This window comes from Roseibium sp. MMSF_3412, from assembly GCF_030733265.1.
Lineage (GTDB): Bacteria > Pseudomonadota > Alphaproteobacteria > Rhizobiales > Stappiaceae > Roseibium.
On record NZ_JASHJI010000012.1, the window covers coordinates 1 to 16073 of the forward strand.

The 16073-nt window shown below is 60.0% G+C and carries 13 protein-coding genes; 6 read left to right on the top strand and 7 right to left on the bottom strand.

The window, feature by feature from the left end; genetic code table 11:
• Positions 1-27: 27 nt before the first annotated feature.
• Entirely contained in the window at positions 28-1428 is a 1401-nt protein-coding gene (locus RBB49_RS19315; RefSeq protein WP_306144521.1) for a flagellar hook protein FlgE, read from the bottom strand.
• 309 nt (positions 1429-1737) lie between these two features.
• On the opposite strand from RBB49_RS19315, the gene RBB49_RS19320 reads away from it, so the two are divergent.
• The 3 genes from RBB49_RS19320 (at position 1738) to RBB49_RS19330 (ending at position 3723) form a co-directional block, all read left to right on the top strand.
• Positions 1738-2583, top strand: a complete 846-nt coding sequence (locus RBB49_RS19320) for a MoxR family ATPase (RefSeq protein WP_306144522.1) — start codon at positions 1738-1740, stop codon at positions 2581-2583.
• A 16-nt stretch (positions 2584-2599) separates the two neighbouring features.
• Positions 2600-3148, top strand: coding sequence for a hypothetical protein (locus RBB49_RS19325; protein WP_306144523.1), 549 nt, complete (start codon positions 2600-2602; stop codon positions 3146-3148).
• A 65-nt stretch (positions 3149-3213) separates the two neighbouring features.
• A complete protein-coding gene (locus tag RBB49_RS19330) occupies positions 3214-3723 on the top strand; it encodes a histidine phosphatase family protein (RefSeq protein ID WP_306144524.1) in 510 nt (169 codons plus the stop codon).
• Positions 3724-4105: 382 nt separating this feature from the next.
• On the opposite strand, the gene RBB49_RS19335 is transcribed toward RBB49_RS19330, so the two are convergent.
• Positions 4106-7246, bottom strand: a complete 3141-nt coding sequence (locus tag RBB49_RS19335; protein WP_306144525.1) for a calcium-binding protein — start codon at positions 7244-7246, stop codon at positions 4106-4108.
• 36 nt (positions 7247-7282) lie between these two features.
• Positions 7283-7753, bottom strand: a complete 471-nt coding sequence (locus RBB49_RS19340; RefSeq protein WP_306144526.1) for a toxin-activating lysine-acyltransferase — start codon at positions 7751-7753, stop codon at positions 7283-7285.
• A gap of 270 nt (positions 7754-8023) precedes the next feature.
• Between RBB49_RS19340 and RBB49_RS19345 the strand changes: the two genes are divergently transcribed.
• Positions 8024-9409: a DUF3179 domain-containing (seleno)protein gene (locus RBB49_RS19345; protein WP_306144527.1), complete on the top strand. Its 1386-nt coding sequence runs from the start codon at positions 8024-8026 to the stop codon at positions 9407-9409.
• 31 nt (positions 9410-9440) lie between these two features.
• Here RBB49_RS19345 and RBB49_RS19350 read toward each other — a convergent pair whose 3' ends face one another.
• Positions 9441-10385, bottom strand: coding sequence for a helix-turn-helix domain-containing protein (locus tag RBB49_RS19350; protein ID WP_306144528.1), 945 nt, complete (start codon positions 10383-10385; stop codon positions 9441-9443).
• A gap of 164 nt (positions 10386-10549) precedes the next feature.
• Between RBB49_RS19350 and RBB49_RS19355 the strand changes: the two genes are divergently transcribed.
• Both RBB49_RS19355 and RBB49_RS19360 read left to right on the top strand, forming a co-directional pair.
• Complete coding sequence (locus tag RBB49_RS19355) at positions 10550-11572, top strand: carbon-nitrogen hydrolase family protein (protein ID WP_306144529.1); 1023 nt, start codon at positions 10550-10552, stop codon at positions 11570-11572.
• 56 nt (positions 11573-11628) lie between these two features.
• Positions 11629-12294, top strand: a complete 666-nt coding sequence (locus tag RBB49_RS19360) for a pyridoxamine 5'-phosphate oxidase family protein (protein ID WP_306144530.1) — start codon at positions 11629-11631, stop codon at positions 12292-12294.
• 334 nt (positions 12295-12628) lie between these two features.
• Here the strand turns inward: RBB49_RS19360 and RBB49_RS19365 are convergent, their stop codons facing one another.
• From RBB49_RS19365 to RBB49_RS19375, 3 genes are read right to left on the bottom strand one after another with little or no spacing between them, the layout of a single operon-like run.
• Entirely contained in the window at positions 12629-13159 is a 531-nt protein-coding gene (locus RBB49_RS19365) for a DUF995 domain-containing protein (RefSeq protein WP_306144531.1), read from the bottom strand.
• Positions 13160-13200: 41 nt separating this feature from the next.
• Complete coding sequence (locus RBB49_RS19370; protein WP_306144532.1) at positions 13201-14154, bottom strand: glycoside hydrolase family 26 protein; 954 nt, start codon at positions 14152-14154, stop codon at positions 13201-13203.
• Entirely contained in the window at positions 14151-16073 is a 1923-nt protein-coding gene (locus RBB49_RS19375) for a glycosyltransferase family 2 protein (protein ID WP_306144533.1), read from the bottom strand. Before RBB49_RS19375 ends, RBB49_RS19370 begins: the two co-directional genes overlap by 4 nt.

Below are 16073 nucleotides of genomic sequence, written 5' to 3' on the forward strand. Positions count from 1 at the left end.
GGTTATGACCTGCTGGCGGTCAACTCATTACCGGACCATGTTGAGAGCATCGTCCAGCATCTCGTCCGCGGAGGTCACGATCCGCGAATTCGCCGAATAGGCCTGCTGGGTAATGATCAGCTTCGAAAATTCGTCAGCGATGTCCGCATTGGAAAGTTCGAGGTTGTTGGCAAGGATCTGCCCGCCGCCCGTCAAATCGGCTTCACCGGAAGACGTTGTCGCGGCAAAGGCGGCCCCATCAACCCGCTTCAGGTTCTGCTCGGCTTCGAAGGTCGCAAGCGGGATCTCGAACACAGCGCGCTGCTGGCTGTTTGAGTAACTTGCAATCACACGGCCCGATTCATCGACGGCGACCCCCGTCAACTCACCTGCAGGATACCCGTCCTGGTCCAGGGAGACGGAGCTGGCAGATCCATCCGGGTCGGAATACTGCGTCAGAGAGAACTGGGTCAGACCTGCATTGGCAAAGGAAATACCCACACCCGTAGCATCCGTCCCGGCGATGGTCAGCGTCGCGATGTCGAAGCCGTCGCTCGTGCCGTTCACGGTGCCGATCGAACCAGCCGTCATGTTGGTCAGCGTGCCGGTGCTGTCGAATTCAACGTCGCCGACATCGTAATAGGCGGTAGTCGCATCCCCACCGGAGCCGATGAACATGGTCCAGGTGTCGTTGACTGCAGGTGGACCGGCCGCGGCATTTGCCGTTTTGGCGTACCGGACCTCGACATTCATGGCCGTGCCGTTCTGGTTGTAGATCGTGATCGAGCCGCCGGAGATCGAACTGTTCAGGAAATCGGTCTCGTTTGCCACCGCCACATCACCGGCACCGACAGACGAAGCCAGAAGCGCGGTTGACGCCGTCGATCCATCGTAGTCGTTCGTATTCGGAATGCGTGGAAGGTTGGCCTGATAGTCAACCTGCGTTGTTGCCGAAGCGGCAAGCGGTTGGTTGTCGATCTGGATCACGGTTGGATCGTCACCCACCGGGTTGCCCGTCACCGCATCAAGCGGGAACCCTTGCAGGTAATAGCCGGCGCTGTTGACGAGATAGCCGTCCTGATCGCGCTCGAAGTCGCCGGCTCGGGTGTAGAATGTCTCGTCGGCGAACGTGGTCGATCCGTCGACGACATCGGCCGCCTGCGTGACGACGAAATAGCCCTCGCCGTTGATGGCCATATAGGTGTCGACATCCACCTGGGTGATATCACCCTGGATCGTGTTCGTGGCCCGTGATGTTGCGTATGTTGTCCCTGCAACCTGTGCTCCCTGGGTCGCCCCACCCCCGGAAACCAGATCGGAGAAAGTTGTATCGAGCCGCTTGTAACCGGTGGTCTGAGAGTTGGCGACGTTACCGGAAATGTTCTCCAGCGCGATCGCCTGCGCTGTCAGACCGGAGACAGCCGAGTTGATAGCCCCATAAATACCCATGATGCATCCTCTTTATAGATCGGGCATTGCGCGAATGGGCTCCCGCCCACAGTCAGACACTGTCCGCAAAGGGCGTGCCAGTTTGGGCGAAAACTGATTTACTCATTATTTTCAAATGATTACGATCATTTCCGGATTCTATTCCTGATCTCCGGCCGGCCATCGGCACACTCTTGCCGGGCAAAAACTTCCGGCCGGCTGGGCAAGACTGTCCCGCTCGGCTGTTTTTGGAAGACACCTTTTTGCGGACTTGCTTCCTGAGGCCGGGCCTGCCAGTTTCCGGCCAGGACTTGAACAACGGACGGCACAATGCGCTTTGAAGGAACTGACGATTACATCGCTACGGAAGACCTGCGCGTCGCGGTCAATGCGGCCGTGGCTCTCGAACGCCCCCTCCTCGTCAAGGGAGAGCCCGGCACGGGAAAAACCGTGCTTGCGGAACAGGTGGCGTCGGCCCTGGGCGCCCGGCTGATCGAATGGCACGTGAAGTCCACCACGAAGGCGCAGCAGGGTCTTTACGAATACGACGCCGTGTCGCGACTGCGTGACAGCCAGCTGGGCGACGAACGCGTCAAGGACATCAACAACTACATCCGGAGGGGAAAACTCTGGGAGGCTTTCGAAGCAACGGAGAGACCCGTCCTTCTCATCGACGAGATCGACAAGGCGGATATCGAGTTCCCGAACGACCTTCTGCTTGAGCTCGACCGCATGGAGTTTCATGTTTACGAGACCGGACAATCCGTTCAGGCAAGACAGCGTCCTGTGGTGATCATCACATCCAACAACGAAAAGGACTTGCCGGACGCTTTTTTGAGGCGCTGCTTTTTCCATTTCATCAAGTTCCCGGACGCCGAAACCATGGCGGAGATCGTCGAGGTTCACTTCCCAGGCATCAAGAAGCGCCTCCTTTCGGAAGCGCTCAGGCTGTTTTTCGACGTGCGAGACGTTCCCGGCCTCAAGAAAAAGCCGTCTACCTCTGAGCTGATCGATTGGATCAAACTGCTTTTGAACGAAGACATCGATCCGGAAACCCTTCGTCAACAAGATGGCAGCAAACTGATACCTCCGTTGCATGGCGCGCTGTTGAAGAACGAGCAGGATGTCCATCTGTTTGAACGTCTTGCCTTCATGTCACGCCGCGAGCGCACCTGACGGCCTGGAGAGCGCATTGAGACATTGCATTGCCGGACTGCTTTTGTGGGGCCTTGTCGGCTTGCCGCTTTCGGCAAGTGTCGCGGTCGCGCCTGCGGGCGCTCAGACCCCGCCTGAAAAGGAAGCCGGCTGGCAAAGCGATGTCGGCGGGCTTCGCCATTTCATGGGACTGCGCTGTCCCGACCAGATCGGAGCGTTTTTCCGGATCAAGGTGCTTGAAGGTGGCGCCAACAGTCTTGCCGGCTGTATCTACACCGGCAGCGACGGCATGACTGCGGTGTTGCGCCAGCACGTGCAGGACACCGGGCGCCGGGAAGCCATCAGTTTTTCGAGAAATTACAAAGCCGCCGGTTTCGAGGAGGTGCAGCTCAGCGGCGCAGCCTCCACCGGAATATCCTTCAGGACGCGGAGCTGGACACCCACCAGCCTGTGCGAAACGTTGTGGCACTTCGCCGGGAAGGAATCGGATTTCACCCTCTGGCTTTCCTACACCCTGCCGACGCAGCAGGACGAGGTCGGACCTGCGGTGACCGCTTTTACCCAAGTGCTTGCACTGCAAAACTGAAGACGGCATTTGCACAAGTGCCCTCCTGTCATTTATTGAGACAGAGGACCAACTGGAACTCTGATATGCGCCTGCTTTTGCTACGACACGCCAAGTCCGACTGGGGAGATGCGGACCTCGCCGATATCGACCGGCCGCTGAATGCCCGCGGCAAGGCGGCCGCCGTCACCATGGCGCGCTACCTCCGTGACCAGAAACTGCAGCCGAGCATGATCCTGTGTTCCACGTCCCAGAGAACCCGTGAAACACTTGCTCGTCTCCTTCCCCACCTGCCTCAGGAAGTTCACATCGAGCTTATCTCCGATCTTTACTGGAAAAGTGAGGAGGGATATGGCGCGACAATCCGCAAGCACGGCCACCGGGCGCAGACCCTGATGGTGATCGGCCACAATCCGGCGACGGAAGACACCGCGCTGGATCTCGTGGGGACGAGCGCGCCCGAGACCCTCGCGGACATTGAGGAAAAGTACCCGACCGCCGCCCTTGCGGTCATCGATTTCGACATCTCGGACTGGTCCGAGCTGGGATCGGGAACCGGACATCTGGAACGCTTCGTCAAACCGCGCGATCTTTAGGTGACGGACTCATAAGTGAGGCCGAAATGGTTTGAGGCGGCTTGCATCTCATATAGGAGCGGAAGCGCAGGAAATGGGGTTCATTTTCAAACCTTTCGCAACGCCGAGGAGGAGCAAGCCGGTCAAATCCGAAGAACATGGAAATGGCTTCGCCCCGTGGCGTCAACTTGCTTGACCGGGCAGGATGCCCGCTCCACACACGCTTCCGAACGGGATTGCGCCATTTAGCACGCCATTTCAGCCTCAATTTTGGGTCCATCACCCAGGGTAAGGTTTCTCCGCCTGGCGCCGATCTCAAAGGATCTGGGGCGGCCAACCGGCCGCCCCGTTTGAAGGCTCCATCTCGTTTGCGATAGAACGCATGAGACTGCTTGCGATCGGATCAGATGAAATCCGTCTCCGGGATGACCATTGCAACTGCACCGGCACCGTGGCCCTGGGCAGCAGCGAGATCAGCCGCGGCCGCATCGCTTTCGGCGGAGCCGAACGCAGACAGGGTTTCGGCAGCGCCAGCCAGAAGGCCAAGGATATCGCCGGACGCAAGCGTGTCCGTCCCAACCGACACCTCTTCCAGGGCAAAACTGAAATCGTCGACCGGATCCGTCTTGTCATAGATCGCTTTCAGATCGAACTGGAAACTGTCCGCGCCCTGAACAACCTTGAGCCATTCAACCGCGGTCGCTTCCTCGTCCATACCGTGAACGGTGGCAACGGTCTTGTCGTCAAGCTGGATCTCGAGCGCATCATCCGCCTTGACGAAGTGAAAGGCATCCTCGTCCATCGCCTGAAGCGAGAAGCTGCGCAGCTCGATGACATCATTGCCATCGGGCGTTTGCGAAATCTCGTCCAGGACCGGCAGGTCGACACCAAAGCTCTCCAGGAACGACTTCACGCCGTCGGTCGCACGTTCGGCAATGGTCGCCTCGCCGTCCGCCCAGATCGTGTAGGTGTCGTCACCGGCCTCGCCGGAAAGGAAGCCCTCTCCCGCAAGCACGTCCGCACCGATGCCACCCATGACGACATTCGCCTTGACTTCATAGGCTCCCAGTCCGGTCGCAAGATCAAACTCCGGACTGAAGTCTGTCACTGCATCGATCAGCTTGCCGATCGGTTCGGTGATGCCCTCGATGGCGTTCACCGTTGCTGTCAGCGCCGAACGGAAGTCCTGAACCCATGGAATGTCCGTCAGGGCGTCATGAATGACGATCTTGGTGAAGTCCATGACATCCATGATGATGTCCGACCCCGCGCCACCGGCGAAGAAATTGCCGAAGCTGAAGGAAATCTCGGCAAGGTCCTCGATGCCGGCGTCCTCATTGTCCATGGCGAGAACAGTCGCCATTTCGCCGAGACCATTTGCCGTCAGCACCAGATCGTCTCCGGCTCCACCCATGACCAGCGAGTTTGCGTCGGCAAGGCTCAGCAGGACATCGTTGTCTGCGCCGCCATGCGCAATGGCACCGGGTCCTTCGGCAACCATCAGGTCGGCACCCTCGCCGCCGAGCTGTGCCGTGACGACGATCTCTGACGGCAGCGCGCCAGTCACAAGACCGCCCTTGCGGTTGCCGTCGCTGTCCGTGTCGGTGTTGAGCGAAACGGACGCGGCTGCATCTCCACCGAGGGAAAGCCCGAGCATCACGTCCGTGCCCGCACCGCCATACTGGAACGAGGCTGCGGCCTTGTACTGAGGCGCGACCACCTTTGCCGCGGCAACCATCACGTCCGAACCTTCGCCGCCGAACTGCGCGACGCCCTGGCCGCCGCCGATCAGGATGTCATTTCCGGCATCGGCATATTGCACAACGCCGATGCCGCCACCGACCATGACATCGTTGCCCTGGCCCATAACCTGTGTGGTCATGCCGCCGGCACCAAAGGCGTAGTCTTTCCCGGAACCGCCGAACTGCAGATTGTTGGTGCCGCCGCCGACCATGACGTTCGTGCCGCCGCCGTCGGTTTCGAAGTGTTCATCGAATTTCTCTATGACCTCGGCGAACTTGCCGTCGTCAAAGCCCAGATCCGACGGAATTGCGCTCCACAGATGATCGCCGAACTGGATGTTGTTCGCGCCGCCGGCCATCAGGAAGTCATCGTCGGACCCGCCGATCTGGATGTTCGCGCCGCCGACAGCAAACAGCTTGTCCTCGCCGCTGCCGCCGTGCTGCAGGTTGATCCCGGCAACACCGACAAGCACGTCTTCGCCATCGCCGCCGAACTGGCCGACATTCACGCCGAGACCATAAAGCTGGTCGTCTCCGGCATCGCCGAACTGGAGATTGCCGTTGCCCGCAGCCGCCAGCAGGTCTTCACCGTCGCCGCCGAATTGGATATTTGCAACTCCGAGCGCCTTCAGCTTGTCGTCGCCGGAACCGCCGAACATGGTGTTGACACCGCCAAGAGCGAGCATTTCGTCATCGCCGGCATCGCCATGCACCACGTTGACACCGCCGGTTGCCTCGATCGTGTCGTCTCCAGCTCCGCCATTCAGGACGTTGACGCCACCGGCTGCCTTGATGGTGTCCTCGCCGTTGCCGCCGAAGGCCGTTGTGGCTCCGGCTTTCGCCTCGATGAAATCATCGCCATCGTCGCCGTGGATGACGTTGTTCACGCCATAGCCGTACATCTTGTCGTTGCCGTCTCCGCCGCGCATGACGTTGGACGCGCCACGGCCGGTCAATTCGTCATTGCCGCTTCCGCCATGCATGACGTTGGATGCACCGCGGCCTTCCATGGTGTCGTCGCCGCTGTCGCCATACATCACATTGGAAAGCCCGTGGCCTTCCATGTGGTCGTTGCCGGTGCCGCCGTGCATGACATTGGAGGCACCGTAGCCATACAGTTTGTCATTGCCGCTATCGCCGTTCATGACGTTCGAGGCACCATAGCCTTTCAGCGTGTCATGATCGTCGCCGCCATGCATCACATTGGAGGCACCGCGGCCCTCCAGTGTGTCGTTGCCGTCCTCGCCGCGCATGACGTTGGAAGCTCCATAGCCTTTCAGCGTGTCGCTGCCGGTTCCGCCATACATGTTGTTGGACGCGCCATAGCCGTAGAGACTGTCGTTGCCGGAGCCGCCTTTCATCTTGTTGGAAGCACCGTAGCCATACAGTTTGTCGCTATAGCTGCCACCATCCATGTCGTTGTAGGCGCCGTACCCCTTGAGCGTGTCGTAACCGCTGTCGCCCCGCATGACGTTTTTCGCGCCATAGCCGTAGATCGTATCGTTGCCGGTACCGCCGCGCATCTCATTGTAAGCGCCGTAGCCGTAGAGCTTGTCGGTTCCGCTGTCGCCCCAAAGGTAGTTCGTGGCGCCATAGGCCTTGACGGTGTCGTTCCCCGACCCGCCGCGCAGGTAGTTGAGCGGCGCCCAGCCGCCGACGAAATCATTGCCTGATCCGCCGCGCAGATCGTTCTTGATCGCCGAATAGCCATAGAGCTTGTCGTTGCCCGACCCGCCATCCTTGTTGCCGTAAAGGCCATAGAGCTTGTAAGTCTGGTGAATGCTTTTTGATTTGGAACCCATAATGAAAGATCCTTTGTAAAACTGGAAAAAAGGGAATTACGCGGCGTATGCGCGTGCTTTTACGGGATGGCCGTTCTGGTCACGGCCAGGGTGCTGGACAATGCGCAGGACATGTCCGTTTCCATCGCGTCGAACCGACCGCAGGGCGCGGTCCGGGAAGACGGTCCGCTTGAGATCCCGCGCGGTCTGGAAACCGTCGCCAAAGGGTGCGATGAAATCGATAACGACCGGATTGGAACCGTTGTTCCACTGATCCGGATCGGGAAGATGATCCTGGTGCAGAACGGCTTCTTCCGTTGCCTCGTCGAGCCAGGCCCAGGTCGCAAGCGCGACCGGCAGTCCGCCGCGTCGCCAGATACGAAGCTGGCCGAGCATCAGCGGTGGCAGGATCAGGGCTCCGACCTCCGAAATGCTCCGGTCCTTGTGCAGCGGGCTTTCGGCCATGAGCACATGGGCCTCGCCGAGCAGCGCGAAAGTGGTCTGTTTGTCGATCTCAATGCCGGTCATGTCGTAGCTCCTGACAGCGTTTGTGTTGTCAGAAAGCTAGGTTCGGCATGGTTTGATCGTTATGGGGTCAATCCCCCAATCGGGATGCGCCAGCCATCCTGCAGGCAGCCGCACGCGGTTTCTCGCATGGCTTCACCTATTGCTGAACCATCGTGATTGGCCTTCAAACACGCCGGACGCTCTTTATTGGGTGACCAGTGTGCCGTCCGTCTGCCGCGATAAAAGCGCGAGGGCGGCGCACCCAATGTTCGTCAGGTGAAAGGTGCTTTCATGGTTCCGGCAATTGCAACTCAAACCCGCGTCGCCCTGGTGGCGTCGCTCATGGCGTTTTGCCTATCCTGGACCGGCGTGTCGCATGCCGAACAGGCGGCCGCCCTGCCCTCCTACGTGATCGATCAGTATGGCGAGCCGCCCGAAATTCCGGACGGACCGCTCTCCGACAGTCTGAAAGCCGCCGTCAACGCTGCTTTTGTTGACAGCATCAAGCAGTCGGCCTGGGGAAGAGACCAGACATTGGCCCTCACCGAAGTGGCTGATTCCAAGGATCCCCGCCTGGTCTGGATCATCAGCGATCTGATGCGTTTTACCGCCGGTTCCCAGCTGAGCACCGCACTCACTGACGCGGCCTCAAAGCTGCTCCGGAAAAAGATCCCGGTCGACAACAACTGGGGTGTCATCACCGATCATCTCATTGCCTGGAACATTCCTGCACCGCCCGACTACCTGGCAGTGAAGCGAGGCATTTTCACCACCATCGTTCCCGGCTGGGACCGGATCTTCGTTGAAGGCGACATCGACTGGCGTCACGTTTCCTGGGGCGGCGTCCTGATCGACAACCGTGCCTACGACACCACCGACGAGATCTGCAATTGCATTCCGGCTGCAGACAACCCCGAGGTCAGCAGCGCTGACGACGCCACCTGGCTGAAAGACGACGACATTGTCTTCGGCATAGGGGTGAACGGTGAGTACCGGGCCTATCCAAGGCGCATCATGGAAGTGCGCGAGATGGTCAACGACACATTGGGTGGACGTGATCTCGGCATTCCCTATTGCACCCTGTGCGGTGCCGCCCAGGCCTATTTTACCGACCAGTTGCCGGGCGGCATCGAGCGCCCGGTCCTCAGGACATCGGGACTGCTGATCCGCTCCAACAAGGTCATGTATGACGTCAACACCTATTCGGTTTTCGACACGTTTCTCGGCAAGGCCGTCACCGGCCCGCTCCACGAGAAAGGCGTCCAGCTGGAACAGGCAAGCGTCGTGACGACCGACTGGGGCACGTGGAAGAAGGCCCATCCGGAAACAACCGTGCTGGTGGAAAGACTGGCGCTCGGCCGGGATTTCGATTTCCGCAATGGACGGGATGCCAACGGGCCGATCTTCCCCGTTGGCGACGTCGACCCGCGTCTTCCCGTTCATGAAGACATCATCGGCATTGTCACCGCATCCGGCAAACCGGTCGCCTTTCAGCGAAGCAAGGCCATGGCCGCCCTGCAGAAGGGCGATGAGATCACGTTCGAAAATGTAAGGCTTGAGCTGGATGCCGGCGGGATTCGCGCCGTCGATGCGGATGGCGCCGACCTCGGCAGCCATCAGGCTTTCTGGTTCGCATGGTCCCAGTTCCACCCGGGAACCGAACTCTGGCCGGGCTAAGACGTGTGCGGCAAAGCTGCCGCGCCCGGCATCAGCCGTTGGCGCGGTAGTCCCGCGGTGATTTGCCGAAGCGCTCCTTGAACATTCGCGTGAGACTTTGCTGGTGCTGTATGCCCCATCGGTAGGCTATTTCACCGATCGAGTGCCGGGCGTAGCGGCTGTCCTTCAGATCCGCGGCAATGCGGTCGAGACGCAGGGATCTGATCTGCGAGGAAATCGAACGGCCATCGCTGTGATAGAGCTCAGACAGGCGTCGCAACGACAGTCCCATTTTGGCTGCAAGCGCGCGGCGATCAAATCCGGGATCTTGCAGATTGGCGCGTATCTCCGCATCGGCGCGAAGAAGGATTTGCTGCTCCGGTCTAGAAAGTTCGTAGCGGGCTTCCCGGAGCGACGCCAGACCGGTCACGAACAGGTCGACAACCGTGTCCTGCAAGGAATGTTGAACCTGCGCAGGTGACTGGTCGATCGCACTGACAAGCCGCACGGCACTGTCGTGAATGATGCGCCCCATCACGCTGCTGCCGGAAACGGAGATGCCGGTCATGAGATCGGCATCGGGCAAACGGCTCAGCAGCATGTCGCGCGGTATCTGCACGACAAGCTGGCGAAACCCGTCCGGAAGCTCAAGATTGTAGCGGTCAACGCTGCTGTAGAGTGCGAAATCGCCCGGTTTCAGCCGCGCCTGGCGTCCGTCCTGCAAGACACCGCCTTCTTTTTGCATCTGCAGGCTGATCAGGAAACTGTCTTCGCCGGCCCGCGCTATGTCCCTCCGCCTGCGCCGCACCGACTGCTGGCTTCCCGAAACAAAGGACGCCGAAAGCCGGGATAACCGGTTGAGCAGGATTTCACCGTGAAAATCGTCCGGACGGTCACACTGGCAGTCAAGGTGAACATAGGCGTCGCAGACAGCCTCGCGCCAATAGGCAAAGCCCTCGGTCTGCCGGACGCTCTCCGTGCTCAGCAATATCGCCATTCACCGCCACCTCCTGGACAGAAAGAACTATCACAGCACGCACGTTTTGCGAAGTTTCTGCGCGTTTCCGCCCGGAATGTGCGCTTTTTCCGCCTGGAATGCGAAGTCGAGTGCCCATCGATATGACACGCTGAAATCAAGCATCACATCGCGGAGGATTTTCTATGACTGCTCCTTTCAAGGCGGCCGCCGTTCAGGCCGCGCCCGTATTCCTGGATCTGGATGCCAGCGTCGACAAGGCCATCGGGCTGATCGAGGAAGCTGCGTCCAAAGGCGTCAAACTGATCGCCTTCCCCGAAACCTACCTTCCGGGCTACCCCTGGTACATCTGGCTGGATGCAACAGCCATGTACATGCCGCTTGTTCCCCGCTACGTGGCAAATTCCATCAGGGAAGGCAGCGAACAGGACAAGCGCCTGGCCCAGGCCGCCAAAGACAATGACATGCATGTCGTCATGGGGCTTTCCTGGAACGTCAATGGAACGCTCTACATGGGCCAGTGGCATTACGGACCGGATGGAGAGGTGATTTCCCGGCGCCGCAAGCTGAAGCCCACACACGTGGAACGCACCGTTTTCGGTGAGGGTGATGGCAGCGACATGTCCGTTCATGAGACCGAACTCGGCCGGATCGGCGCCCTGTGCTGCTGGGAGCACATTCAGCCATTGAACAAATACGCCATGTTCTCGCAGAACGAACAGATCCACATCGCCGCCTGGCCGAGCTTTTCGCTCTATGAAGGCGGCGCCTACGCGCTTGGACCGGAAGTGAACGAAGCCGCCAGCCGGATCTACGCTGTCGAGGGCCAGTGTTTTGTCCTGGCCGCCTGTGCCACAGTCTCGGAAGAGATGTCGGAGTTTCTCTGCGACACGCCGGTGAAGCAGCAACTGCTCAAGACCGGTGGCGGCCATGCCCGCATTTTCGGTCCTGACGGCGCACCGCTCGGAACCAATCTCGCACCGGACGAGGAAGGGCTGGTGATCGCCGATATCGATCTCAACATGATCGCCATCGGCAAGGCGGCTGCCGATCCGTGCGGTCACTACTCCCGGCCCGATGTCTTCCGTCTGATGTTCAACAAGAAGCCCAGCCCACCCGTGATGAGCTTCGACAACGAAGCCGCCCGCTATGTCGAGCAGGACGAGGCGGACGCCGCTCCGGCCGCAGTTGCGAATGCCGCAGAATGAGACATCTTCCGGGGCGCTCAGCAAGCGCTGCGCCCCGGCCAAACCGGGAGGCCGACATGCCGACAGCCGATGACTTCTACACAAGCGCGCAGCGGGATCTTCAGGCCCGGTTCGGGACCGCCAAACTGGCGGATACCGTTGTTGCCGCCATTGTTCGCGACGAAATCGAGGACCCGCATGTACCGTTCATCGAAAGCCGGGATTTCTTCTTTCTGTCGACGGTCAGTGCGGACGGCGAGCCCACGGTGAGTTACAAGGGGGGACCCGTCGGGATCGTGCAGGTTCTGGATCCGCGCACCCTGATTTTTCCGAGCTATGACGGCAATGGCATGTTCAAGTCCATGGGCAACATCAAGGCCGCCTCGAAAGTCGGTCTTCTGTTCATCGACATGGAGACACCCAACCGCATCCGGGTTCAGGGCAATGCAAGCCTGAGCGAGGAAGATCCGGAACTTGCCCGCTATCCCGGCGCGAACATGCTGGTCCGCGTGGACGTAACCTCGTGTTTCCTGAACTGCGCCCGCTACATACACAAGCACAAGCGCATTTCGGAAAGCCCCTATGTGCCTGACGGCAAGGGCGAGCAGCCCCATCCGTCATGGAAACGCATCGATATGGTGCAGGATGCCCTGCCTGAAGATGCCAGAGCCCGAACCGCCGCCGAGGGCGGAACCATCACGATGGACGACTATGCCGAGAAACTGATGGCCGGCGAATCCTGACCTTTGGGAAAAGCCGAGACTAGGTGATGGACCCATAAATGAGGCCGAAATGGTTTGAGGCGGCTTGCTTCTCGTCAAGGAGCGGAAGCGCAGGAAATGTGTTTCATTTTCAAGCCTTTCGCAACGCCGAGGAGGCGCAAGCCGGGCAAATCCGAAGGACATGGAAATGGCGTCACCCCGCAGCGTCAGCGTGCTTGACCGGGCAGCAAGCCCGCTCCGCACACCCTTCCTAACGGGATTTCGCCATTTCGCATGCCATTTCAGTCTCATTTATGGGTCCATCACCTAGCGAACCGTGGCGCCCGGATTGACGGCACGGTTCGTGCGGTCCCCCTCAGGCAGCCTTGTCCAGTTGCGACTTGATCCGGTCCATCCTTCGGCTGACATAGTCGCCTTTCTTCAACTTGCGGATTTCGTTGCTGCGCAGCGCCGGTGTCGACTGGAATGCATACCAGTCGCCCTCCCCGACCTTTTTCTGGTAGATGGTGTTGCCGTCCTTGCGGTGGGCAAAGCACGTTACTGCCGGCGCGGAGCCGTCCGCCGCGACCCAGGTCGCATTGAAGCACAGGGTCCCATCTGCTTTGATGAACCAGTTGCCTTCACCATAGGACGCACTCCGCCCACTGCCTGAATAGGCGGAAAAGGCACGCTTGCTGTTGGCGAAGTAACCGGCACCGTCGCTCCAGATCCAGGACCGGTTTGCATAGAGGCCGAAAACCTCGTCGACCGACATCGGGCTGGCCGCCTGGGCGGCGGCATTCACCTTTTGCTGCGTTGACGCTTCTGCGCTGTCGGTTGTTCCGATAGCCAGTCCGGCGCCAGCGACAGTGGCTGCAAACGCCAGAGCTGCAAATTTCTGTTTCATCTTAACGCTCCTCATTGTCTCGCAACTGGTTTGACTTTGGTTCACGAATTGGCGGGCAGGATCTGTTCCGTGATCCGCCAGTCCGGCAGTCCGTATCCATCCGGCCAGGGCCAGACTTCCTTGTCGTTGAAATAGATAACGGTCGTCAGTTCCGGAAACTCTTCGCCAACCGAAGTGACGTCGCCGGCCCAGTCGGTTACATAGTCACGGTCGCCGACATAGCCGAGTTCGGCCACGTAGACCGGTTTGCCGAAGCCGACGACGCGGTCATAGGCCGGGCTCAGGGTCTCGGAGAAGGACCGGTCGCCACCGAACTTGTCCTTGTCCCACTGCTGCAGGCCGAAGATCGAAAGTCCGACGACATCGGCATAGTCGTCGCCCGGATAGTAGGCCTGAAGTCCTTCTTCGCCCTTGGGCGACCACATGAACCCGGCGTCCGGGGCGCTTTGGCGGCAGACGTCGACAACGTGCCGGTAGGCGTCGATATAAGCCTCCGGCTCCCATCCCGACCAGGTGAAGCGTCCGGACGTGCTTTCCATCTCCTGCGCCCAGCGGATCATCACCTGGCTTTCCATAGCGCCTGCGACCGTACAGATGGCGGCGATGTTGGGATCATAGTCACCGGCAGCGATACCTGCGCGCAATTCGGCCGGAGACACATCCCAGTTCTCACCCCAGGTCCAGGGTTCAATGGTGAGAAGCACCGAACGCCCGCGCTCCTTCGCGTATTGATCGGCGAGCAGAAGGCTTTCCAGTTCCACGTCTTCCCAGGGCAGGAACAGATGCTCGACCGAAACGCTGCTTCTGTCTGTGAAAAATCCCGGCGGGTCATAGGCGCCAAAGGCAATATCCGCACTCGGTCGTGGAACGACGACGCCGGCATCCGTATTGCCGTTGGCAACCTGTGCCACGGCCACCATCGAGGCAGCTCCCACGACTGTCGCGAGAATGCCTGTCCGGATCGATATCTTCGGTAAGTTTGCTCTCTGTTTCATGTCAGGCTCCAGATCGTTTTGTCGCTTCCCGCAGCGCTCTCGGCCGGACGTGCGGGCTCACCCACTGTCTCGGCCTGCTGATTGAAAGAAGGATTTGCCGGTGTCACGAGATGCGGACGGATACGGACAGTCCGAAGACCGGCGCTGCCCATGCCGGCACCGGCAACTGAATAGGTGGACCTAGTCAGCTTGATCGGCTCGGCACCGATCTCCAGGGCCTCCAGACCAACCGGGCCCCTCATGCCAAGCGCGGCAGCCGGCAGGAGTGCCAGAACCGCAACACAGGCTCCTTGTGCGCAGGCCCGCATGTTGAGCGCATCTCCGCTCCGGCCGTTTTCCCGCGCATGCCGGAAGACGATAACGGCCAGCAGGGAGACGTAGATGACCGCATTGAGGATCGCGAAGAGATAGAACCCCCGCGCTTCTCCGACATCTGAAATCGCCAACACGGGCAGGACGGACACGAGCGCAAGCACGACATATGGCGCAAGCACGCGGACCGGCAGCTGTGCGGCAGCATCTCCGCCCTTGGGCGTGACCCGGAAATCGACAAACGAACCGGTCAGCCAGTCCCGGAGCGCGGCAAGACATCCCAGCAGCGCCCAGGGCCAGCGTGCAGCCTGGAAAAGCAAAGCCTCCCAGCTGAGCACCTTTGCATTGTAGGGCCGGCACCAGCCATCGCGCTTCCACCAGAAGGCCATTGCGACCAGAACGGCCGAAATCGGCAAAAAATGTACGAGGAAATGCGGATAGGTAACATTGGCAAACGGAACACCCGCGACCAGGGCAACGATCGGCAGCGCGAACATGGCGGTCATGAAAAACGCGAACAGCGGATACCAGATCTGCGCGAACAGAAACTGGAACTTGAGCCTTCCCGGCAGCTTGCCGACATAACTCGGCATGTATTGCAGAAGGATCGTGACCAGGCTCCTGGACCACTGGAACTCCTGCGTAACCAGATCGGCAAAGGTGTTGGGACCGTCGCCATGCGCAATTGCGTCCATCGCGTGTACGCCGCGCCAGCCGCCCGCATTCATCAGGAGCGTGGTCGAGTGGTCTTCGGCCAGTTCCGGGCCGAGCCCGCCTATGTCCTTCAGCACCGCCGTGCGCACCGCGTAATGCGACCCGATGCAAAGCGGTGCCCATCCGTTGGTGTATCCGGCCTGCAGGGCCCCGTGAAGCGTGCCCTCGGCATAGAGGCGCCCGCGCGCGGACCAGCTCTTGTCCGCATTGCTGTCGCATATGCTCGGTGCCGACACATAGCCGACCTCCGGATCGGCGAACGGGGCCATCACCTTTTCAAGATAGTCCGGCTCGGGAACGTGATCGGCATCCAGCTGGCTCACGAAATCGTAAGTTTCGTAGCCATATTGATCATAGAAAAACGCAAGGTTGCCTTCCTTGCACCGCGTGCGCCGCGGCCAGCTCTGCCGGTGATAGTCCGGTCTGTCTTTCCGGGTGGAAATCCTCACGCCGTTCTCTTCGCACCAGGCGATTGTTTCGGCGCTCGGGTCCTCGTCCGCAAGCCAGGTATCGTGCGCCATGGTCTGCGCCAGCATGGCCTGCAGTGTCCTGCGGACAACGGGGAACGGTTCGGACGGTGCCTTTGTGACAACCATCGCCACGCGCGCATCTTTCGGCAGACGCTGCCCGGACACCGGCACCTTTGCCGGAATGAACATGGCCAGAAAGTAGAGCGGCAGCAGCGTGATCCAGGCAAGGATGACCGAGACGGCAACATAACGGAACGTTCCCGCATTATGGGCAGGGTCCAGCCACCAGCTCCAGAAATAGACAATGGCAGCGATCCAGAACCCGACACCGGCGAGATAGCGCAGTTTCTGACGCCGCGAGAGCATCGGCACCAGGAAAGGTTCCGCATTCTCTTTCAGCGATGTCGCAGGACCGCGCCACAT

Excerpts from the sequence above, each read along its gene's own strand:
- RBB49_RS19340 (WP_306144526.1), bottom strand. The coding sequence starts at position 7,753 with ATGACCGGCATTGAGATCGACAAACAGACCACTTTCGCGCTGCTCGGC.
- RBB49_RS19320 (WP_306144522.1), top strand. The coding sequence starts at position 1,738 with ATGCGCTTTGAAGGAACTGACGATTACATCGCTACGGAAGACCTGCGC.
- RBB49_RS19375 (WP_306144533.1), bottom strand. The coding sequence starts at position 16,073 with ATGTGGCGCGGTCCTGCGACATCGCTGAAAGAGAATGCGGAACCTTTC.
- RBB49_RS19360 (WP_306144530.1), top strand. The coding sequence starts at position 11,629 with ATGCCGACAGCCGATGACTTCTACACAAGCGCGCAGCGGGATCTTCAG.
- RBB49_RS19365 (WP_306144531.1), bottom strand. The coding sequence starts at position 13,159 with ATGAAACAGAAATTTGCAGCTCTGGCGTTTGCAGCCACTGTCGCTGGC.
- RBB49_RS19370 (WP_306144532.1), bottom strand. The coding sequence starts at position 14,154 with ATGAAACAGAGAGCAAACTTACCGAAGATATCGATCCGGACAGGCATT.
- RBB49_RS19350 (WP_306144528.1), bottom strand. The coding sequence starts at position 10,385 with ATGGCGATATTGCTGAGCACGGAGAGCGTCCGGCAGACCGAGGGCTTT.
- RBB49_RS19315 (WP_306144521.1), bottom strand. The coding sequence starts at position 1,428 with ATGGGTATTTATGGGGCTATCAACTCGGCTGTCTCCGGTCTGACAGCG.
- RBB49_RS19330 (WP_306144524.1), top strand. The coding sequence starts at position 3,214 with ATGCGCCTGCTTTTGCTACGACACGCCAAGTCCGACTGGGGAGATGCG.
- RBB49_RS19355 (WP_306144529.1), top strand. The coding sequence starts at position 10,550 with ATGACTGCTCCTTTCAAGGCGGCCGCCGTTCAGGCCGCGCCCGTATTC.
- RBB49_RS19335 (WP_306144525.1), bottom strand. The coding sequence starts at position 7,246 with ATGGGTTCCAAATCAAAAAGCATTCACCAGACTTACAAGCTCTATGGC.
- RBB49_RS19345 (WP_306144527.1), top strand. The coding sequence starts at position 8,024 with ATGGTTCCGGCAATTGCAACTCAAACCCGCGTCGCCCTGGTGGCGTCG.